The sequence below is a fragment of the Vallitalea guaymasensis genome, from assembly GCF_018141425.1.
In the GTDB taxonomy this organism is placed as follows: domain Bacteria; phylum Bacillota; class Clostridia; order Lachnospirales; family Vallitaleaceae; genus Vallitalea; species Vallitalea guaymasensis.
The window spans coordinates 5,571,491-5,592,695 of record NZ_CP058561.1 but is presented as its reverse complement, the minus strand read 5'-3'; the positions used below and the strand labels follow the sequence as shown (position 1 = coordinate 5,592,695).

The window sequence follows — 21,205 nt, the reverse complement described above, 5'->3', positions numbered from 1 at the left end:
GTAATGATTTTAAGAGAATACTTAAGATTAGGGTACAAATAAACATAAAGAAGAGGGGGTAGTGATATGGCACCTAAGAAGAAAACATCTACTAAATCACCTAAGAAAAAGACATCTACTAAAAAAACTACAACAAAGAAAAAAGATGAAGAATTAATTTCCAATGATATAAAATACGAAATAATAGCTTTAACATTTTTTGCTTTTTCATTACTCATGTTTGTTAGTGTTTATTTTGATAAAGCAGGAGCATTAGGAAGAATCATTAATAATCTGTTCTTTGGATTATTTGGAGTAAGTGCGTATTTAATACCAATAATAATATTTTTGGCTTCATTTTTTAAAATATTTAATAAAGGAAATAAATTACTGAATAATCGAATATATCTAGGTTGTATTTTATTATTGACCATATCCATATTTGCACATGTTACACATATTAAAGGAGTGCAGATTTTAAAAGTAATTGGCTTAAAAGGGTTTTTACCAACCTTGGCTAATTATTACAAATTATCTACAACTAGAGTAGCAGGAGGATATTTAGGCGGATTGTTTGGTGATTTACTTATTTTATTTATTGGAAAGATAGGAACTTATATAGTACTTATTTTACTACTGATAATAATTATTATCCTATTAACTCAAAAATCTTTATTCAAATTTATCAAGAATATTGGTAAGAAAGTAAAAGACGGTAGTCAAAATGTAATTGAAAAATCAAGAGAAGCTAGAGAAAATATGATTGAAGAATATTCTAAATATGATGAAGAAGATGAAAAAGAAGATAATAATGAGAAGGTCAGTTTTCTCAGTAAGGTATCACTTAGCATTGATGATGAGCCAATAGAGAATTTTCTAGAAGAAGAAAAAGAAGTAGTACATAAACCTATTGAAGAAAAATATGTACCACAAAAAGAAGAAATTAAACAGGTTGAGGTAATTCAAGCTAAAGAACCTACTAAATCAATAGAATCAACAGATAAGACTATTGAAGAAGAAATTCAAAAAGATCAACCAGAAAATGTAGAATATAAATTCCCATCCATTGACTTATTAAAGAAAAATCCTTTGGGTGGTAATAAAGGTTCCAAAAGTGCAATTCTCAAAAATGCTGATAAGCTAGAGAAGACTCTTGAGAGTTTTGGTGTTAGAGCTAAAGTGCTAAATGTTAGTTGCGGTCCTACAGTAACCAGATATGAATTACAACCTGAACAAGGTGTAAAAGTTAGTAAAATAGTATCTTTGGCAGATGATATTGCATTGAATCTTGCGGCATCAGGTATAAGGATTGAAGCTCCTATCCCTGGTAAATCAGCAGTAGGTATTGAAGTACCTAATAAAGAAGTTAGTTCAGTATATTTACGAGAGGTTATAGATACAGAAGATTTCAAGCAATTTCCATCCAACGTTGCATTTGCTCTTGGTAAAGATATAGCAGGCAAAGTAATCGTTGCAGATATTGGACGTATGCCTCATATGTTGATTGCTGGTGCAACTGGTTCTGGTAAAAGTGTATGTATAAATACTTTGATTACAAGTATTATTTATAAATCAACTCCAGAACAGGTTAAGTTAGTAATGATTGATCCAAAAGTAGTTGAACTTAGTGTTTATAATGGCATTCCACATCTATTAATACCTGTTGTAACAGATCCTAAAAAAGCAGCAGGTGCACTTAACTGGGCAGTAAGTGAAATGTCAGATAGATATAAATTATTTGCTGCATCGAATGTAAGAGATGTAAAAGGTTATAATAAACTTGTAGCCAAAACTGGCGAAGGTTCCTCATTACCACATATCATAATTATAGTTGATGAATTGGCTGACTTGATGATGGTTGCTCCAAATGATGTTGAAGATGCAATTTGTAGGCTGGCGCAAATGGCAAGAGCCGCTGGTATACATCTGATCATTGCGACTCAAAGACCTTCTGTAGATGTAATTACAGGACTAATCAAAGCAAATATACCATCAAGAATAGCTTTTTCAGTATCTTCAGGTACTGATTCAAGAACTATCATTGATATGAATGGTGCAGAAAAACTCCTTGGTAAAGGTGATATGTTATTCTATCCTGTAGGAGTTCAAAAGCCTCTAAGGGTACAAGGAGCATTTATATCAGATAAAGAAGTTGAACATATTGTAGAATTCTTGAAAGAGAGCAGGAAAACCATTTATAATGATAAGATTATAAGTCAGATTTCATCTGACAAAGCTGTTCTTGGAAAACAAGACGATAAAGATGACTATTATAATGAAGCATTGGAATTAGTTATTGAAAAGCAGAAAGCTTCTGCTTCCATGATACAAAGACGATTCAGAGTTGGTTATAACAGAGCAGCTAGAATTGTTGACCAACTACATGAATCAGGTATAGTAGGTGGTGAGGAAGGAAGTAAACCTAGAAAAGTTTTAATAACAAAAGAAGAATATGAAGAAATGAAAAATCAAGTATCAGCAACATCAGAAGACGAGTAATAACTAAAAGTTATAAATATTTACTTTAATAATGACTAATTTTTATTAGAAGGAGAAATGGAAATGAAAACAGATATTCAAATAGCTAATGAAGCTAAAATGGAACCGATTAGTGTAATAGCTGGAAAATTAGGTATGACAGAAGATGACATTGAATTTTACGGTAAATATAAAGCTAAAGTAACTGATGAGTTATATAAAAAAGTAGAAAGTAATGAAGATGGAAAACTCATACTTGTAACAGCTATCAATCCAACTCCAGCTGGTGAAGGTAAAACAACTACAACAGTAGGTCTTGGTCAGGCTATGGGAGAATTGGGAAAGAATGCTATCATCGCACTTAGAGAACCTTCATTAGGTCCTTGTATGGGTATAAAAGGTGGTGCAGCTGGTGGTGGTTATGCACAAGTTGTACCTATGGAAGATATCAATTTACATTTTACTGGTGATATTCACGCTGTCAGTATTGCTCATAATTTATTGTCGGCGATGCTTGATAATCATCTGCAGCAAGGTAATACCTTGGGGATTGATCCAAGACAGATAGTATGGAAAAGAGTAGTTGATATGAATGATAGAGCTCTTAGAAGTATTGTTGTCGGTCTAGGTGGTAAAATGCAAGGAGTTCCAAGAGAAGATGGATTCATGATTACTGTTGCATCAGAAGTAATGGCTATATTATGTCTAGCTAGTGACTTAGAAGATCTTAAGAATAGATTAAGTAGAATCATAGTTGCCTATACATATAATGGTGACCCAGTGACTGCTGGTGATCTGAATGCACAAGGTGCTATGACAGCATTATTGAAAGATGCCATTAAACCTAATCTTGTTCAAACTCTAGAAAATACACCTGCTCTTATGCATGGTGGACCTTTTGCAAATATTGCTCATGGTTGCAATAGTATAAGAGCTACAAAATTGGCATTGAAGCTTGGTGATATTGTTATTACAGAAGCTGGATTTGGTGCTGATCTTGGAGCTGAAAAGTTTTTGGATATTAAATGTAGAAAGGGTAATCTTAAGCCAGATGCTATTGTTATTGTAGCAACTATAAGAGCGTTGAAGTATAATGGTGGAATAAGAAAACAAGAGCTTGGGACTGCTAATGTTTCGGCAGTAGAAAAAGGTTTTGTTAATCTAGAAAAACATATAGAGAATCTACAACAGTATAACGTACCTATTGTTGTTACCCTTAATTCATTTGTAACAGATTCCGATGAAGAAATTTCTCTAGTAAAAGAGAAATGCGAAGGTATGGGATGCGAATTTGCTATTTCAGAAGTTTGGGAAAAAGGTGGTAAAGGCGGTATAGAATTAGCTCAGAAAGTACTTGAGACACTAGAAACGAAACAAAGCAATTTTACACCTTTATATGATGAGAATGATAGTATAGAAGATAAAATCATGTGTGTAGCTACTAAGATATATGGAGCAAGCAATGTTAATTATACACCAAAAGCAAAGAAATCTATTAAGAAGATAATTGATATGGGACTTGATAAATTACCTGTTTGTATAGCAAAAACACAGTATTCATTTTCTGATAATGCTAAGTTATTAGGTAGACCAGAAGGTTTTGATATAACTGTTAGGGAAATTAACATATCAGCTGGAGCAGGTTTTATTGTAGCTATAACTGGAAATGTTATGACTATGCCAGGATTACCTAAAAAACCGGCAGCAGAAAATATTGATGTAGATGAGACTGGAAAGATAAGTGGATTATTCTAGACAAAGAGAAGAGGCTATGCCTCGTTTTCTGTAGGACTTTCCCATAAGATAAATAAGGAGGAATCACTAATGAATGCTATCATAATTGATGGAAAGAAAACATCCAAAGACATTAAGGATGAGCTTATTATAAAAGTAGAAGAATTGAAGAATAAGGGTGTAGAGCCTACTCTTGCAGTTGTTTTGGTTGGTAAAGACCCTGCTTCACAAGTTTATGTGAAGCATAAGAAGAAAGCTTGTGAATACGTTGGAATGAGATCTCTGGCTTATGAATTAGATGAAAAGACTACTGAAGAAGCACTTCTTGAGTTAATTAATGAATTGAATGACAGAGATGACGTACACGGAATTCTAGTTCAGTTGCCATTACCAAAACATATTGATGAAGAGAAGATTCTGTTGGCTATAGATCCATCAAAAGATGTAGACGGTTTTCATCCATATAGTGTAGGAAACCTTAGTATAGGCAGAGATGGTTTTGTTTCATGTACCCCAGCAGGTATTATAGAGCTGATTAAGAGGTATAATATAGAGATAGAAGGAAAAAATTGTGTAGTTATAGGAAGAAGTAATATTGTTGGTAAACCAGTATCCATGTTATTATTAAAAGAAAATGGTACTGTTACAATATGTCATTCTAGAACTAAAAACATTAAAGAGATATGTAAAAATGCTGATATATTAGTTGTTGCAATAGGTAGAGCCAACTTTGTTACAAAAGATTTTGTAAAAGAAGGTGCTACAGTTATTGATGTAGGAATGAATAGACTTGATAATGGTAAATTATGTGGAGATGTTAAATATGACGAATGTTCTGCAATAGCAGGTGCCATAACTCCTGTACCAGGTGGTGTTGGTCCTATGACAATAGCAATGCTTATGAGCAATTGCGTAAAATCAGCCAATAATATGTTAAAATAATAGTTATATTCTATGACAGAGATTAAATAACTTGAAGAAAAAGGAGTGTTCTTATTGAACATAAAAATTTCATTTATTTCACTTGGTTGTGATAAGAATCTTGTGGATAGTGAAGTCATGTTAGGATTATTAAGAGACAAGGGATATACATTAATAAATGATGAAACAGAAGCAGATGTTATAGTTGTAAATACATGTGGATTCATTCAAGATGCAAAAGAAGAGAGTATAGGCACAATCATAGAGATGGGGCAATACAAAGAAAATGGAAAATGTAAAGCTTTGATTGTAACAGGTTGTCTTGCTCAGAGATATCAAGATGAACTTATAAAAGAAATGCCTGAGATAGATGCTATTTTAGGAGTTTCTAATTACGACAAAGTGATTGAAGCAGTTGAATCAGTACTTGATAACAAGAAATATGTGGCTTTTGAAGATAACGACCATGTTCCTGAAGAATATATTAACAGAGTAATCAGTTCTACAGGGTATTCTGCTTATCTTAAAATTGCTGAAGGCTGCGATAATCATTGTACTTACTGTATTATTCCTAAAATCAGAGGAAAGATAAAAAGCAGAACAATGGAAAGTCTTATAGAAGAGACTAAGTATTTAGCGCAAAATGGTGTGAAAGAGTTAATACTGGTTGCTCAAGATACAACAAAATATGGTATTGACATTTATGGAGAAAAAAAATTACCAGCTTTACTGAGAGAGTTATGTAGGGTGGATGGTATTGAATGGATTAGATTATTATACTGTTATCCAGAAGAAATAACAGACGAATTAATTGAAGTAATGAGAGATGAAGAAAAAGTTCTTAATTATTTAGATATGCCTATTCAACATGCCAATAATGATATATTAAGAAGAATGGCAAGAAAAGGCACAAAAGAAATGATTACAGACGCCATATCTAAACTTAGAAAAGCAATACCGGATATTTGCCTTAGAACTACACTTATTACAGGTTTCCCTGGAGAGACTAGAGAACAATTTGAAGATATGAAAGAATTTGTACAAGATGTTAGATTTGATAGATTAGGAGTTTTTTCATATTCGCCGGAAGAAGGTACACCTGCTGCTTTATTTGAAGATCAGATAGATGATGATATAAAAGAAGCTAGAAAAGATGAAATAATGGCACTGCAGCAAGGGATATCCAAGTCTATTAACGAAGAGTTGGTAGGTAAAACCTATTCTGTCATTATTGAAGGATATATGCCAGAGGATAGAGTATACTGTGGAAGGACTTATCGTGATGCTCCTGATGTAGATGGCATGATATTTGTAAGTTGTCCTTATGAATTAATGTCGGGAGATATAATTAATGTTAGAGTTAGTTCATCTAATGAATATGATTTAATAGGAGAGATTATCAATGAATATAGCGAATAAGTTAACTTTGTTTCGTGTTATATTAATTCCATTTTTTTTATTGTCACTATATATAATTGAAGCACCATATGGCAATATCATAGGTGTCATAATATTTATAATAGCAAGTTTAACAGATTTTCTTGATGGACATTTAGCTAGATCAAGAAATCTAGTAACTGATTTTGGAAAATTCATGGACCCACTGGCTGATAAGTTATTAGTGGCATCAGCACTCATTTATCTAGTAGAAGTTAAAGAATTGGCTGCATGGATTGTTATAGTAATTATCGGTAGAGAATTCATAATCAGTGGAGTTCGCCTTGTTGCTGCCAATAAAGGTATTGTTATTGCAGCAGGATGGTGGGGAAAGATAAAAACCATGATTACAATGATTATGATTATAGTTATTCTATGTAATTTTAATTTTGAAGGTATAGTTGTTATTGAACAAATACTTATCTATGCATCTTTATTATTTACAGTAATATCTGCCCTTGATTATATAACAAAGAATATTAATATATTTAAGGAATAAATTTAATGCTTAAAGGAATTTTGAAAGGATGATACCATATGACTGCTGAAATAATAGCCATTGGAACAGAATTACTACTCGGAGATATTTTGAATACTAACGCAAGGTACTTATCAAGACAATTGGCAGATATGGGTATTTCTGTTTACTACCAATCAGTTGTAGGCGATAATGTTGATAGATTACAAGAAACAATAGAAAATGCTATGAATAGGACTAGCATCATTATCACAACTGGGGGGTTGGGGCCTACAACTGATGATTTATCTAAAGAAACTATTGCACAAGTGTTAGGTTTACCTCTTATTGAACACGAGGAATCCAAAAAGAGGATAGTTGATTTCTTCAAACAACGAGATATACCTATGACAGAAAATAATTTAAAACAGGCATATATACCAGAAGGGGCTATTGTTCTTGAAAATGATAATGGAACGGCTCCAGGATTTATTGTAAAAACAAAAAACAATATAATCATTGTATTACCTGGACCACCAAGTGAAATGGTACCCATGTTTGAAAAGGGAGTCAAAAAAGAATTGAAAAAGTTAAATGAAGGTGTTATTTTCTCAAGGACTTTAAAATTATGTGGTATAGGAGAAAGTACGGTTGCAAACATATTGCAAGACGTTATAGATAACCAAACCAATCCTACCATTGCTCCTTATGCAAAAGATGGAGAGGTTCATCTTAGGATAACAGCCAAGACCAATGAAGAATCAAAAGCTATCAAATTAATTGATGCTATGGAACAAAAAGTGGCTGATCATGTTGGAGAATATATATATACTACTGATGAAAAGACTCTTGAGGAAACAATTGTTCATATAATGAAGAATAAGAATCTGACTCTGTCTGTAGCTGAATCCTGTACTGGTGGACTGCTAAGCGGCAGAATCATTAATTGTTCTGGAGTTTCTGATGTATATAAGGAAGGATTTATTACTTACTCCAATGAAGCGAAAATGAAATATCTTGGGGTTAGAAAAGATACCCTTGAAGAATTTGGTGCAGTCAGTGAAGAAACAGCAAGGGAAATGGCAGAAGGACTAATTGACAAATGCGATACGTCTGCCTCTATATCCATTACAGGCATTGCAGGACCCACTGGAGGCACAGAAGAAAAGCCTATAGGACTTGTTTACATAGGGGTATCATATAAAGGTGTTACTACAGTCAAAAAGTGCAATTTTTACGGTAATAGACAGAAAATCAGAACGAGAGCTGTAGTAGAGAGCCTTATAATGTTATGGAACAAAATCAAATAGTGATATATCTAAATTAAGTCTATGATTAACATAGGCTTAATTTTAAACTATAAGAACTATATGGATTATTGAAATATTTGTAAAAAATGTATTGACGTAATTAAAATAATATATTATAATTATAAACGAACATAAGTTCGGTTTTTTAATTTGAAAGGGGGAACCTAGTTAATAGGGACTATATGAAAGATGATAAAAAAAGAGCGTTAGAGGCAGCGATATCCAATATTGAGAAGCAATATGGTAAAGGTTCCATAATGAAGTTAGGTGAATCCAGAGAGAATATGAACATTGAAACTATTCCTACAGGGTCACTTAGTTTAGATATAGCACTTGGTGCTGGAGGTATACCAAAAGGAAGAATCATTGAAGTTTATGGGCCAGAATCAAGTGGTAAAACAACTGTTGCATTACATATGGTAGCAGAAGCACAAAAAAAAGGTGGAATAGCTGGTTTTGTGGATGCTGAGCATGCATTAGACCCTGAGTATGCAAAAAAGATAGGTGTAGATATAGATAATTTATATATATCACAGCCAGACAATGGAGAACAAGCTCTTGAGATAACAGAAACAATGGTACGTTCTGGTGCAATTGATATTGTTATAGTGGACTCTGTTGCCGCCCTTGTACCAAGAGCAGAAATTGAAGGAGAAATGGGAGATTCTCATGTGGGGCTTCAAGCAAGACTTATGTCTCAAGCACTAAGAAAGCTGACAGCAGTAATAAACAGGTCAAAATGTGTTGTTATCTTCATTAATCAGTTGCGTGAAAAAGTTGGAGTAATGTTCGGTAATCCAGAAACTACAACTGGAGGTAGAGCGCTTAAGTTTTATTCATCAGTCAGACTTGATGTTAGAAGAATAGAAACACTGAAACAAAGTACTGATTTCATTGGAAATAGAGTTAGAGTAAAAGTAGTCAAAAATAAAATAGCGCCACCATTCAAAACAGCCGAATTTGATATAATGTTCGGAAAAGGTATATCAAAAGTAGGAGATATATTAGACTTGGCAACTCAAGAAAATATTGTTAATAAAAGCGGTGCTTGGTATTCTTATAATGAGACTAGATTAGGACAAGGTAGAGAAAATGCAAAACAATATTTAAGTGATAATACTGAATTATTGACGGAGATAGAGAATTTGGTAAGAAAGCATTTTGAGATACCAGTAGATGGAGAACAGGACACAAATAAAAAGAATAGCGAGCCTAAAAAAGAAAAAGAAACAACTGACACAAAAAAAGCTAAGAAGTAATTAGTTGTGTTTTATTAAATATACTTGATTGAATTATAATGATAGATGATAAGGGGCTTCTCATAATCCATTTTTACATCAATGTAGGTGTAAGGACAGTGACTATCTTACAACTTATTGATAGGCATGAAAATAGATTATAAGACAGCCTCTTTTTAAGGATAGATATATTATACTAATGTATCCTAAGAAAGGATATTTATGATTATTACAAATATTATTCAGAATAAAAGATTTAAAAATTATTATGATATATATATAGATGATGAATATTTGTTTTTTGTTACCTATAAGGAACTAAAGTTCTTGAAATTAAAAGAAAATGATTTGTTATCAGAAGAAATATTACACAAAATATATAGAGATTATGTATATCCTAGGGCTAAAAATAGGGCTTTTAGACTATTACAAAGAAGAGATATGCCTAAGAAAGAAATTATAAAAAAACTTAAAGAGACAGGTTATAATCAATATATAATTAATAAAGTTATTGAGTTTTTGGAAGAGTACAACTTTATTGATGATAGAAAATATACGGAAAAATACATAAATTATAACAAAACGAAGAAAAGTTTGAAACAAATCAATATAGAACTTATAAGAAAAGGCATATCAAAAGATATAGTTGAAGAATTTGCAGATTATACAGAAATTTGCGAAGAAGATATAGCATATAATTTGATTTATAAAAAATATAAAAATCTAGATACTATAGATAATAAAATCAAAAGAAGAATGATAAGTTATTTAATGAGAAAAGGTTATAATTATGGTTTAATTAGTAAAGTAATTAATCAATTTATACAAAATGAAAAGTTAACGAATACATAATAAATATGTAAAAAACGTTATGGAATATGTATATTATTTAAAAGAGTTTTCATTAAAACTTGACATAATATCTAAAACGTTATAAAATTTATATGTTATGGAAAATAACATCATGCACAATGAAAAATAAATAATGAGGAGGTGTTACCATTTGTTAGACGTTACTATAAATATAATATTACTAGTATTGTTAATACTTGTCGTTGCAGTTGTAGTTGGAGTAATAACTTTTAAGCTTGGTGTTTCTTATAGAAAGAAAGTGGCGGAATCACAATATGGATCAGCTGAACAAAAAGCTAGAAAAATTGTTGATGATGCTATAAAAGAAGCAGAATCTATTAAACGGGAAAGTCGTTTAGAGGTTAAAGAAGAAACTTATAAAATCAAAAGTGATCTAGATAAAGAAGTTAAAGAGCGAAGAAATGAATTACAACGCCTTGAGCGACGACTTCTTCAAAAAGAAGAATCTTTAGACAAAAAAGCTGAAAGCTTTGAAAGAAAAGAAAATCAGTTAACATCTAGAGAAGAACAATTAGCAAAAATAAAAGCAGAAGTATCTGAATTACAGAAAAAACATGTCAAAGAGTTAGAAAAAATTTCTGGCCTCACCTCCAATCAAGCAAAAGAATACCTTTTAAAATCTGTTGAAAATGAAGTCAAACATGAAACAGCAATTTTAATTAAAGAATTGGAAGTAAAAGCAAAAGAAGAGGTTAACAAAAAATCTAAAGAAATATTGGCGAATGTAATACAAAAATGCGCAGTTGACCATGTTGCCGAAACTACTGTATCAGTAGTACCTCTTCCAAGTGATGAAATGAAAGGAAGAATAATAGGTCGAGAAGGAAGAAACATTAGAACCTTGGAGACTTTAACAGGAATAGATCTTATTATTGATGATACGCCTGAAGCAGTTATACTTTCTGGATTTGATCCAATAAGAAGAGAAGTTGCAAGAATTGCACTTGAAAAATTAATTGTTGATGGAAGAATCCATCCTGCAAGAATTGAAGAAATGGTAGAAAAAGCAAGAAAAGAAGTTGAGAATATTATTCGTGAAGAAGGTGAAATGGCCACTTTCGACACAGGTGTTCATGGCTTACACCATGAATTAACGAGATTGTTAGGTAAGATGAAGTTTAGAACAAGTTATGGACAGAGTGTTTTAAAACATTCAATCGAGGTATCTCATTTAAGTGGATTAATTGCCGGTGAAATCGGAGTAGATGTAAGAGTAGCTAAACGTGCTGGTTTATTACATGATATTGGTAAATCAGTTGACCATGAAATGGAAGGTTCACATGTTTCCATAGGTGCAGACTTATGTAGGAAATATAAAGAATCAGATGTGATTGTCAATGCTGTTGAAGCACATCACGGTGATGTAGAACCTACTAGTCTAGTTGCTGTCATTGTACAAGCAGCTGATGCTATATCTGCTGCAAGACCAGGTGCACGACGTGAAACATTAGAAACATATATTAAGAGACTTCAACGTCTTGAAGAGATTGCTGATGAATTTAAAGGTGTCGATAAATCTTTTGCTATTCAAGCAGGTAGAGAAATTAGAATAATGGTTGTTCCTGATCAAACAAGTGATGAAGAAATGGTATTACTTGCAAGAGAAATTTCTAAGAAAATAGAGGATGAATTGGAATACCCAGGACAAATTAAAGTTAATGTTATAAGAGAAACAAGAGCAGTTGAATATGCTAAATAATAAAAAGCGTGAGAAATCACGCTTTTTTGTGTTTTAGTTAACTATTTTGTAGAAATTTTGTATTTGATATTAATTGAAAAAAATAAAAATTAATATTGTCCATAAAAATTGATTGAAAAAAAGGAAAACAGAATTTCTTATTGAATTAATAACTATAACCAAAAAAAGGGGGTCTTTTAGAGTGGAAGTTTTAAAAGTTGCTGCAAAATCTAATCCCAATTCGGTAGCTGGTGCTCTTGCTAATACTATCCGTGAACAAGGCGGTGCTGAATTACAAGCAATCGGGGCAGGCGCATTAAATCAAGCAATAAAAGCAATAATAATTGCAAGAGGATATGTGGCTCCATCGGGTATCGATTTAGTTTGTATTCCAGCTTTCACTGATATTGATATTAACGGAGAAGAAAGAACGGCGATTAAATTAATCGTTCAATCAAAAAATTAGTTTAAAAAGTGTGCATGTCACACTTTTCTTTTTTATTTCTTTTTAAGGATATAATTAAAATAATTAATCCTGTCATATGATATTCTATTTATTCTATTAAGTTTATCATAAATTCCTTGATTTTATAAGTTTTTAATGGTTTAATAGATTCGAATGAAGTAAAGCCTTACAACTTTACCATAATAATACAATATTATTCTTTACTGCTTCATAGCGATAAATTTCCATTAATCATTAACATATTCCAAAACCTTGAATTTATTTTCAAAAATGATGTATATAAATTAATACTAACACAAAAAATAATTGCAACTATAATTATGAAATGAAGATATTTATGATTGATATTGCAAAAATAAATGTTAAATGTTAATTTATATAAAAGAAAACATTAAAAAACGAATAAATTTAAAACAGAACTTGCAAAATTACATAAAATATATTACAATATGTTTAATGCAAAATGTAATAATAATAAAAGGGTGGTGTTTGTACATGATATTATCAAGTAAAGGTCTAGATATAAAACCTTCATCAACATTAGAAATAACAGCAAAGGCCAAGCAAATGAAAGCTGATGGAATAGATGTAGTAGGATTTGGTGCAGGCGAACCAGATTTTGATACACCGGATCATATAAAACAAGCTGCTATAGAGGCAATAAATGAAGGATTTACTAAATATACACCTGCTTCAGGTATACTTCCATTGAAAAAGGCTATATGCAAGAAGTTAGAAGCAGACAACAAGGTTTCATATAAACCAAGCCAAATTGTTGTAAGTAATGGAGCAAAGCATTCCTTAACTAACACATTTATGGCAATTTTAAATCCTGGTGATGAAGTTATTATACCAGCTCCATTCTGGTTGAGTTACGTTCAAATGGTTAAGATAGCTGATGGAGTACCAGTAGTAGTAAAGACAAGTAAAGAAAATAATTATAAAGCAACTATGGATGATCTAAAAAATGCATTAACTGATAAGACAAAAGCTATTTTAATTAATAGTCCAAGTAATCCAACAGGTATGGTGTATTCAGCGGAAGAGCTTAAACAAGTTGCTGAATTTGCAGTGGAGAATGATTTATTCGTCATATCCGATGAAATCTATGAAAAACTTATTTATGGTGATGAGAAGCATATAAGCATAGCTTCATTTAATGAAGATATCTATAATAGAACAATAATTATAAATGGTGTTTCTAAGAGTTATGCTATGACTGGCTGGAGAATTGGTTATGCAGCTGCTCCAGAACAAATAGCCAAAATTATGTCTAATATTCAAAGCCATGCTTCATCTAATCCAAACTCAATTGCTCAGAAAGCTGCTTTAGCTGCAATTAGTGGTTCACAAGAATGTGTGGATAAAATGAAAACTCAATTTGATAAAAGAAGAGAATATATGTATGATAGAGTATCCAAAATGCCATATGTATCTGCAATCAAACCTCAAGGTGCATTTTATGTTTTTGTTGATTTGGACAGTGCACTAGGAAAGAAATACAAAGGTGAAGTTATTGAAAATGCCAATATCTTTGCAAAGCTGTTGTTGGATAATGAAAAGGTTGCTGCAGTACCATGTACTGATTTTGGATATGACACTCATTTTAGACTATCTTATGCTATAGCTATGGAAAATATAGAAAAAGGTCTAGATAGAATAGAAAATTTCCTTAATAATTTACAATAAAGATAAGATTCTATATAAAAAGGGCAGTTTCAATTTTGAAACCGCTCTTTTGTTTTGGCTGTTTTTTGTGATAAAACAAACTTTTTACTTGCCTAACTTATGTTTTTATTTTATGATATAATAGGTTATGGAAAATATTTAATAATACATGCAAGATTCATTTTAAGAAGTAAAATATAGATTTAATTTATTTAGTGGATTAATTATATTAATAATATACTGAAAGGATGATATAGTTGTATAATGTTTATGAAACCCCATTAGGAGCTAGATATGCAAGTAAAGAAATGTTATATCTCTTTTCTCCAGACAAGAAATTCAAAACGTGGAGAAAGTTATGGATAGCACTTGCAGAAGCTGAAAAAGAGTTAGGTATTGATATTAGCGATGAGCAAATAAATGAATTAAAGAAGTTTAAGGATGATATTAATTATGATGTAGCAAAAGAAAGAGAAAAAATCGTTCGTCATGACGTTATGTCACATGTTTATGCCTATGGGTGCCAAGCACAGGCAGCTAAACCTATAATTCATTTAGGAGCCACTAGCTGTTATGTAGGAGATAATACAGATATAATAATTATGACAGAAGCACTAAAACTGATAAAAGATAAATTGGTCAACGTTATAGATAAATTAGCGAAATTCGCTATAGAATATAAAGATATGCCTACACTAGGATTTACTCATTATCAACCAGCTCAGTTAACTACTGTTGGTAAAAGAGCATGCTTATGGTTGGAAGATTTGCTAATGGATTATGAAGATGTTGAACATCAGTTGAATAAAGCTAAGCTCAGAGGGGTAAAAGGTACTACTGGTACTCAAGCAAGTTTCCTGAACCTTTTTGAAGGCAATCATGAAAAAGTTAAAGAATTAGACAAACTAGTTGCATCGAAATTAGGATATGATGATGCATTCCCTGTAACAGGACAAACTTATCCAAGAAAACTTGATTCTCAAATGTTGAATGTATTAAGTACCATTGCACAATCAGCATATAAATTCAGTAATGATATCAGATTATTACAGAATCTAAAGGAAATAGAAGAACCATTTGAAAAAAGTCAAATAGGCTCATCTGCTATGGCTTACAAAAGAAATCCTATGAGAAGCGAAAGGATATCATCTTTAGCTAGACATATCATATGTAATGCACTTAATCCAGCTATCACAGCTTCAACACAATGGTTTGAGAGAACTCTTGATGATAGTGCTAATAAAAGATTATCTGTTCCAGAAGCATTCTTGGCTACAGATGCAGTTTTAGAGATATTCATGAATGTAGTTGATGGTCTTGTAGTATATGATAAAGTAATTCATCAAAGAATCATGAGTGAGTTACCTTTTATGGCTACTGAAACTATTCTCATGGAAGGTGTAAAACGTGGTGGAGATAGACAAGAATTACATGAGAAGATAAGAGTATTATCTATGGAAGCTGGTAAACAGGTTAAGATGGAAGGTAAGAAAAATGACCTGATAGAGCGTATTTTAGCTGATGGAACATTTGGAATGAGTGAAGAGGAAATATTATCAATCTTACAACCAGAAAATTTCATTGGAAGAGCTCCAGAGCAAGTTGAAGATTTTATCGCTAACTATGTTAAAGCCATATTAGATCAAAACAAAGATATATTAGGAAAAACTGCTGAGTTAAGTGTTTAATACACTTATCTAATAGACAGATGAATGTACTAGTTCAATTATAAATAGCAGAATTAAATATTAATAGTATATGGAAAAGAGGATGGGTATGGGTAAAGTAGGATTTATTGGTACAGGAAATATGGGCTATGCTATGATGAAAGGAATTGTAGATAGTCTTAAGGATGTAGAATTATTATATACAGATGTTAATAAAAAAAGATTAGAAGAAATTAAGTCAGATATTGGATTTAATTATGTGAATAGTAATAGTGAGTGTGTGGAAAAATCAAAGTATATTGTATTAGCTGTTAAACCACAGTATTATACACAAGTACTTGATGATATTAAAGAAGTTATTACTAATCAGCATATAATTATATCTATAGCACCTGGTATTAAGATTGATGATCTAAAAAATAAACTTGGTAATGAAACAAAAATCGTTAGAGCTATGCCTAATACACCAGCTTTGGTAGGACAAGGCATGAGTGCTGTAAGTTTTTCTGATGATGATTATGCTACTGATGAGAAAGACATGGTAACTAGTATTTTCAAGTCTTTTGGTGAGATGGTAGAACTGCCAGAACATCTAATGAATGCAGTGGTAGCAGTGTCAGGAAGTTCACCAGCATATGTATATATGTTTATTGAAGCTATGGCGGATGCAGGAGTTTTATTTGGATTACCTAGGGATACATCATACAAATTGGCAGCTGGGGCTGTTCTTGGTTCAGCTAAGATGGTTTTAGAAACAGGTAAACATCCTGGAGAATTAAAGGATGCCGTATGTTCACCAGGTGGAACAACTATAGAAGCCGTATCAGAACTTGAAAAAAATGGTTTTAGAAGTGCTGTAATCGAGGCTATGAAGTCATGCTATAATAAAACCATGTCATTTTAGATTAAGTAAAGATTGAGAGATGAAACAAATGGATAAAAAAATCAAACGATTAGATAGAAAAGAAGTATTTAACGGAAAAAGAGTAAGATTAGTAATAGATAAACTAAAAATGCCTAATGACAAAGAAGTTAATTGGGAACTTATTACTCACCCTGGTGCAGCAGCAGTAATACCTGTTGATAATGATGGCAATGTAATCATGGTCAGACAATATAGAAACGCTGCAGATGAATATGTACTTGAAATTCCAGCTGGTGGAGTTGAAGAAGGCGAAGACCCTAGTATATGTGCTAAGAGAGAGTTGGAAGAAGAAACAGGTTATAAGTCTGATAACATCGAGTATCTATTAAAGTTTTACTCAAGCATCGGTATAACAGATGAGATGATAAGTATCTATGTAGCAACAGATTTGCAAGAATCACAACAGAATCTTGATGATGATGAATACGTAACTATTGAAAAATATAAGCTTGATGAATTGGTTGATATGATTTATTCAGGTCAGATAACAGATGGTAAAACCATATCAGGATTGTTAGCTTACAAATGCAAGTTAAATGATATGAAATAATAATATTAGATAATTTTGAAAAGTCTTAGATTGTTAATATAATTGGAATTATATTATTCTAAGACTTTTTTACTATATTCATAGATTTTATTAAAATTTTATTTTCTAAGTACAAGCACTCATATAATTAATTTTTTGCTCATATATTAGTTTATATACAGAATGATTATTCAATAAAAAATAAGAATGAAGATATCAATAAAGTTATATAAATTAAGGAGAGATTTGAGTGACTAATGTATTAGGAAGATATAGAAAGAAAATAAGCGTTTTTAAAATACAATTCATACTATTTTTGATAGCTATTGCAGTAGGGTCATTGTTTGCCAATAATCTAAATGGTAATCGGATTGAAGAATACAAGTTGCTGTCAGGCTATTTTATTACTAAATTTCCATCTAGTGATTATCTTAATATTGAATTATTCAAATTTATCATATGGAAAAGGATCAAGTTGATTCTTGGCATTTGGATACTTGGATTTACGTTTTTTGAGATTATAATAAATTATATTATAGTCATATATTTTGGCTTCAGTATTGGCTTTATATTTTCCATAGGACTTATGACTAACGGATTCAAAGGTTATTTGATGTACATAATACTTTTATTGCCTCAATACATATTTTATATTCCAGTTATGATATATCTCATAGTTAAAAGTACTAATTTCTGTTCTAATTTGTATAGTCATAGAAGTAGAACAAGAGGTTTTAATATAAATAAACAAATGTTTATAGAATATTTTTTTGTCCTTGTAATATGCATAATATTCACCATTGTAGGGGGTATCATGGAAACTTACGTAAACCCTCAATTAGTAAAATGGTACATTTCTGCCATAAATTTGTAAAAAATATTCGACTTTTGGAGTAAAATATATTATAATCAAATGTATATGAAGTACTGCAAAGGAAGAAAATAATGAGAGAAACAGTATCTAAGTTCTTAGACTATTTAAAAACTGAAAAGGGTTCATCCCAAAACACTATAGCATCCTATGAAAGGGATGTTAATAATTTGATTAACTACCTAGAATCCAATTCTTTGACCATTGGTAAAATAACTAATACTAATCTTAATTCTTATTTAATTAATTTAGAGAAGATGGGTAGAGCGCCATCAACAATATCTAGAAATGTTGCTTCAATCCATAGCTATTTTAGATATCTTTATAAAAATGATATGATAAAACAAGATCCTTCTAGTAATTTGCTGTCTCCAAAGATAGAAAAAAAATTACCGGAAGTATTAACTATGGAAGAAGTAGATATTTTATTAAGTCAGCCAAGTGATAATGACTGCAAAGGTATACGAGACAAGGCGATGTTGGAAGTTTTGTATGCAACGGGTATACGTGTATCTGAATTAATTAACTTAAAAAAAGATGATATTAATATTAACTTAGGTTATATTAAATGCAATGATAAGAAAAAAGAACGTATTATTCCAATGGGACAAGTATCCAAAGATGCTCTTTCCAATTATTTGGATCATGCAAGAGAGATAATGATAAAAGATCCAGGTGAGGACATCTTATTCGTTAGCTGCTTAGGTCATAAAATGAGCAGACAGGGATTTTGGAAGATAGTTAAATCATATGCAAATAAAGCTGGTATATACAAAAAGATTACACCGCATATACTTAGGCATTCTTTTGCTACACATCTTGTTGAAAACGGAGCGGATCTTCGTTCAGTACAAGAAATGTTAGGTCACTCGGATATATCTACTACTCAGATATATGCTAAGATGTCTAATAATAGATTAAAAGAAGTGTATTCAAAAGCTCATCCTAGAGCTTAGATATATGATTGATATATGATTATAGATATTACACATGGCTGCCAAAAGGCAGCCTTTTATTATGCCAAAAAAAGATTATTAAAAACAACTATATCTGCAATAATAATTATTAAAAAATTAGATATTACAGAATTATATAATATATTAAAATATTGCGTATTTCAGTTGATTATATATATATATGTTGTATAATAGAATATGTAATAATATATTGTGGATAAGGAGGAGAAAATAAAGAAAAATTAAATAATATAAATAATTACACCTATTATATATTGAATAATATATAGATGCTTACTAACATTGATGAATGCAGTAATATCGAAGCAAATATTAAAAATTACATAATGAAAATTTATTACTAGGAGGTTTAAAAGATGAAATTAAGAAAATATAAAAAAGTGATTAGTATTATGTTAGTAATAGGTATGGTATTCTCGCTTACATTGACCAGTTTTGCTTCTGAAGATTCAAGTATGTATGATGCCTTTAATTTTACTAATGGTTATGGATATGTTGGTATGGTTGGGGTAAGAGTAACAATAGGAGCAGAAGCGGATATTAACGTTAAAATGAGAGTTAGAACAGTAACTCAAGATCAAATAATAGACTTGATACAAGAATATAAAAGTTACTTTACTAACGAACAATATAATAAAATTATTAGTGATGAATCATATAGGGAAAACGGGAATGGTGCAAAACTTTTATGTTGCCTCTTAGAGACAAAATATGGTGATGGTTCTGATAACTGCTTTGCAAAAGTGAAAGATCAAGAAGTAAGGGCAGAAAATCCAGAAGATCAAGCTTTGTTAAGAGCAATCAAAGATTTGACTGAACAAGAATATATATTGTCAGGAAACCTTAAGGTTAAAGGCTTGAGCTATACACCTACAGAAGCCTGCTGTTTCGTAAAAGTAGCAAGAATAAGATTTAAAGATGGATCAACATTAAATGTAATTAACACAAACGGTACAATAGCTGAACCTGATGGAACTAGAGATAGTATTACAGGTTCAGATGAAAATACCCCATTAGACTTAATTCCTTTACATGAATAAAATAATCATCTTGATATAAAAGTAAGTCTCATTTAGTTAATATAATTTAAAAAGATCCAAGACAGAAAACAAATTGTTTTCAATCTTGGATTTTTCTCATTAAGCAATCAAACGATATCCATTTAAAAAACGATTCTGATATCCCTTATACTTGATAATAATCTATATATTTGATATGCTAATATAGTAACTGTTAGCTTTGAATAATTAGAAAAGAGGAACTATTATGTATAAGTTAGTTATACTTGATGCTGATGGAACACTGTTTAACTATGAAGAAGCTGAGAAATATGCATTAAGGGAGTCTTTCAAACTATTTTCTTTTGAAGGAGATATTTTAGGCATAAGTAATTGCTATAAAGAGATTAATTTGAATCTATGGTTAGAATTAGAAAAAGGCAATATAACTAAAGAAAAGTTAAGATACGAGAGATTCAGTAGATTATTCAAAAAATATAAGCTTGAATATGATGTCAATAAATTCAGTGACCAATATTTATTGAAATTAGGAGAAAGCAATTTTCTAATAGACGAAGCTGAAGAAGTATGTAAATATCTTAAAAATAAAGGTTATAAGATAATAATACTAACAAATGGAATAAAAAAAGTACAAGTATCAAGGCTAGAGAAATCTAATATAAAAGATTACATAGACAATATGATAGTTTCAGAAGAAGTAGGAGCTAATAAACCAGACCCAGTCATTTTTGACTATACATTCAATTTGATTGGTCATAACGATAAGAATAATGTAATCATGATAGGTGATTCTCTTACTGCTGACATCCAGGGAGGAATCAATCATGGAATTGATACATGCTGGGTCAACTTGAATAAAATAGAAAATACAACAAATATAATTCCAAAATACGAAATACATACTTTGGGAGAATTAACAACCATATTATAATCTTAAGTTCAGTTTCTATGGATTATTTAATCTTTAATTATAAATAA

The 21,205-nt window shown here is 31.0% G+C and carries 18 protein-coding genes; all 18 read left to right on the top strand.

The annotated features are described in order from the left end of the window. Nucleotides 1-66 precede the first annotated feature (66 nt). Nucleotides 67-2,478, top strand: coding sequence for an FtsK/SpoIIIE family DNA translocase (locus HYG85_RS24115; RefSeq protein WP_212691757.1), 2,412 nt, complete (start codon nucleotides 67-69; stop codon nucleotides 2,476-2,478). Nucleotides 2,479-2,541: 63 nt separating this feature from the next. Next, nucleotides 2,542-4,212: a formate--tetrahydrofolate ligase gene (locus HYG85_RS24110; protein WP_212691756.1), complete on the top strand. Its 1,671-nt coding sequence runs from the start codon at nucleotides 2,542-2,544 to the stop codon at nucleotides 4,210-4,212. A 69-nt stretch (nucleotides 4,213-4,281) separates the two neighbouring features. Next, complete coding sequence (folD, locus tag HYG85_RS24105; protein ID WP_212691755.1) at nucleotides 4,282-5,133, top strand: bifunctional methylenetetrahydrofolate dehydrogenase/methenyltetrahydrofolate cyclohydrolase FolD; 852 nt, start codon at nucleotides 4,282-4,284, stop codon at nucleotides 5,131-5,133. Between the two features lie 60 nt (nucleotides 5,134-5,193). Continuing rightward, nucleotides 5,194-6,531 (top strand): 30S ribosomal protein S12 methylthiotransferase RimO, encoded by a 1,338-nt coding sequence (gene rimO, locus HYG85_RS24100; RefSeq protein ID WP_113675669.1) that lies wholly within the window; start codon nucleotides 5,194-5,196, stop codon nucleotides 6,529-6,531. Beyond that, nucleotides 6,515-7,048, top strand: coding sequence for a CDP-diacylglycerol--glycerol-3-phosphate 3-phosphatidyltransferase (pgsA, locus tag HYG85_RS24095; protein ID WP_212691754.1), 534 nt, complete (start codon nucleotides 6,515-6,517; stop codon nucleotides 7,046-7,048). The genes rimO and pgsA overlap by 17 nt, the downstream gene beginning before the upstream one ends. A 38-nt stretch (nucleotides 7,049-7,086) precedes the next feature. Continuing rightward, nucleotides 7,087-8,316, top strand: coding sequence for a competence/damage-inducible protein A (locus tag HYG85_RS24090; RefSeq protein WP_212691753.1), 1,230 nt, complete (start codon nucleotides 7,087-7,089; stop codon nucleotides 8,314-8,316). A 182-nt stretch (nucleotides 8,317-8,498) separates the two neighbouring features. Beyond that, complete coding sequence (recA, locus tag HYG85_RS24085) at nucleotides 8,499-9,575, top strand: recombinase RecA (protein WP_212691752.1); 1,077 nt, start codon at nucleotides 8,499-8,501, stop codon at nucleotides 9,573-9,575. 201 nt (nucleotides 9,576-9,776) lie between these two features. Next, nucleotides 9,777-10,406, top strand: coding sequence for a regulatory protein RecX (locus HYG85_RS24080; protein WP_212691751.1), 630 nt, complete (start codon nucleotides 9,777-9,779; stop codon nucleotides 10,404-10,406). A 133-nt stretch (nucleotides 10,407-10,539) separates the two neighbouring features. Continuing rightward, on the top strand, nucleotides 10,540-12,126 hold the full coding sequence (gene rny, locus HYG85_RS24075; protein WP_212691750.1) for a ribonuclease Y: 1,587 nt from the start codon (nucleotides 10,540-10,542) through the stop codon (nucleotides 12,124-12,126). A 181-nt stretch (nucleotides 12,127-12,307) separates the two neighbouring features. Then, nucleotides 12,308-12,571, top strand: coding sequence for a stage V sporulation protein S (locus HYG85_RS24070; RefSeq protein WP_113674834.1), 264 nt, complete (start codon nucleotides 12,308-12,310; stop codon nucleotides 12,569-12,571). Nucleotides 12,572-13,066: 495 nt separating this feature from the next. After that, nucleotides 13,067-14,260 carry a pyridoxal phosphate-dependent aminotransferase gene (locus tag HYG85_RS24065; protein ID WP_212691749.1) on the top strand — a complete coding sequence of 398 codons (1,194 nt, stop codon included), beginning with the start codon at nucleotides 13,067-13,069 and terminating at the stop codon, nucleotides 14,258-14,260. A 236-nt stretch (nucleotides 14,261-14,496) separates the two neighbouring features. Beyond that, nucleotides 14,497-15,927 (top strand): adenylosuccinate lyase, encoded by a 1,431-nt coding sequence (purB, locus tag HYG85_RS24060; protein ID WP_113674836.1) that lies wholly within the window; start codon nucleotides 14,497-14,499, stop codon nucleotides 15,925-15,927. 88 nt (nucleotides 15,928-16,015) lie between these two features. Continuing rightward, the gene (gene proC / locus HYG85_RS24055; RefSeq protein WP_212691748.1) at nucleotides 16,016-16,810 is read left to right on the top strand and encodes a pyrroline-5-carboxylate reductase; all 795 of its coding nucleotides are present in this window, start codon (nucleotides 16,016-16,018) and stop codon (nucleotides 16,808-16,810) included. Between the two features lie 28 nt (nucleotides 16,811-16,838). Continuing rightward, nucleotides 16,839-17,381 carry an NUDIX hydrolase gene (locus HYG85_RS24050; RefSeq protein WP_212691747.1) on the top strand — a complete coding sequence of 181 codons (543 nt, stop codon included), beginning with the start codon at nucleotides 16,839-16,841 and terminating at the stop codon, nucleotides 17,379-17,381. Nucleotides 17,382-17,610: 229 nt separating this feature from the next. After that, nucleotides 17,611-18,234 (top strand): stage II sporulation protein M, encoded by a 624-nt coding sequence (locus tag HYG85_RS24045; protein ID WP_113674839.1) that lies wholly within the window; start codon nucleotides 17,611-17,613, stop codon nucleotides 18,232-18,234. A 71-nt stretch (nucleotides 18,235-18,305) separates the two neighbouring features. Beyond that, nucleotides 18,306-19,187: a site-specific tyrosine recombinase XerD gene (gene xerD, locus HYG85_RS24040; protein WP_113674840.1), complete on the top strand. Its 882-nt coding sequence runs from the start codon at nucleotides 18,306-18,308 to the stop codon at nucleotides 19,185-19,187. A 377-nt stretch (nucleotides 19,188-19,564) separates the two neighbouring features. After that, on the top strand, nucleotides 19,565-20,248 hold the full coding sequence (locus HYG85_RS24035; RefSeq protein ID WP_212691746.1) for a hypothetical protein: 684 nt from the start codon (nucleotides 19,565-19,567) through the stop codon (nucleotides 20,246-20,248). 226 nt (nucleotides 20,249-20,474) lie between these two features. Next, entirely contained in the window at nucleotides 20,475-21,158 is a 684-nt protein-coding gene (locus tag HYG85_RS24030) for a YjjG family noncanonical pyrimidine nucleotidase (RefSeq protein ID WP_212691745.1), read from the top strand. Nucleotides 21,159-21,205: the final 47 nt, after the last annotated feature.

Excerpts from the sequence above, each read along its gene's own strand:
- rny (WP_212691750.1), top strand. The coding sequence starts at position 10,540 with ATGAGGAGGTGTTACCATTTGTTAGACGTTACTATAAATATAATATTA.
- HYG85_RS24035 (WP_212691746.1), top strand. The coding sequence starts at position 19,565 with ATGAAATTAAGAAAATATAAAAAAGTGATTAGTATTATGTTAGTAATA.
- pgsA (WP_212691754.1), top strand. The coding sequence starts at position 6,515 with ATGAATATAGCGAATAAGTTAACTTTGTTTCGTGTTATATTAATTCCA.
- xerD (WP_113674840.1), top strand. The coding sequence starts at position 18,306 with ATGAGAGAAACAGTATCTAAGTTCTTAGACTATTTAAAAACTGAAAAG.
- HYG85_RS24030 (WP_212691745.1), top strand. The coding sequence starts at position 20,475 with ATGTATAAGTTAGTTATACTTGATGCTGATGGAACACTGTTTAACTAT.
- HYG85_RS24050 (WP_212691747.1), top strand. The coding sequence starts at position 16,839 with ATGGATAAAAAAATCAAACGATTAGATAGAAAAGAAGTATTTAACGGA.
- proC (WP_212691748.1), top strand. The coding sequence starts at position 16,016 with ATGGGTAAAGTAGGATTTATTGGTACAGGAAATATGGGCTATGCTATG.
- HYG85_RS24090 (WP_212691753.1), top strand. The coding sequence starts at position 7,087 with ATGACTGCTGAAATAATAGCCATTGGAACAGAATTACTACTCGGAGAT.
- HYG85_RS24080 (WP_212691751.1), top strand. The coding sequence starts at position 9,777 with ATGATTATTACAAATATTATTCAGAATAAAAGATTTAAAAATTATTAT.
- HYG85_RS24115 (WP_212691757.1), top strand. The coding sequence starts at position 67 with ATGGCACCTAAGAAGAAAACATCTACTAAATCACCTAAGAAAAAGACA.
- recA (WP_212691752.1), top strand. The coding sequence starts at position 8,499 with ATGAAAGATGATAAAAAAAGAGCGTTAGAGGCAGCGATATCCAATATT.
- HYG85_RS24110 (WP_212691756.1), top strand. The coding sequence starts at position 2,542 with ATGAAAACAGATATTCAAATAGCTAATGAAGCTAAAATGGAACCGATT.
- HYG85_RS24065 (WP_212691749.1), top strand. The coding sequence starts at position 13,067 with ATGATATTATCAAGTAAAGGTCTAGATATAAAACCTTCATCAACATTA.
- folD (WP_212691755.1), top strand. The coding sequence starts at position 4,282 with ATGAATGCTATCATAATTGATGGAAAGAAAACATCCAAAGACATTAAG.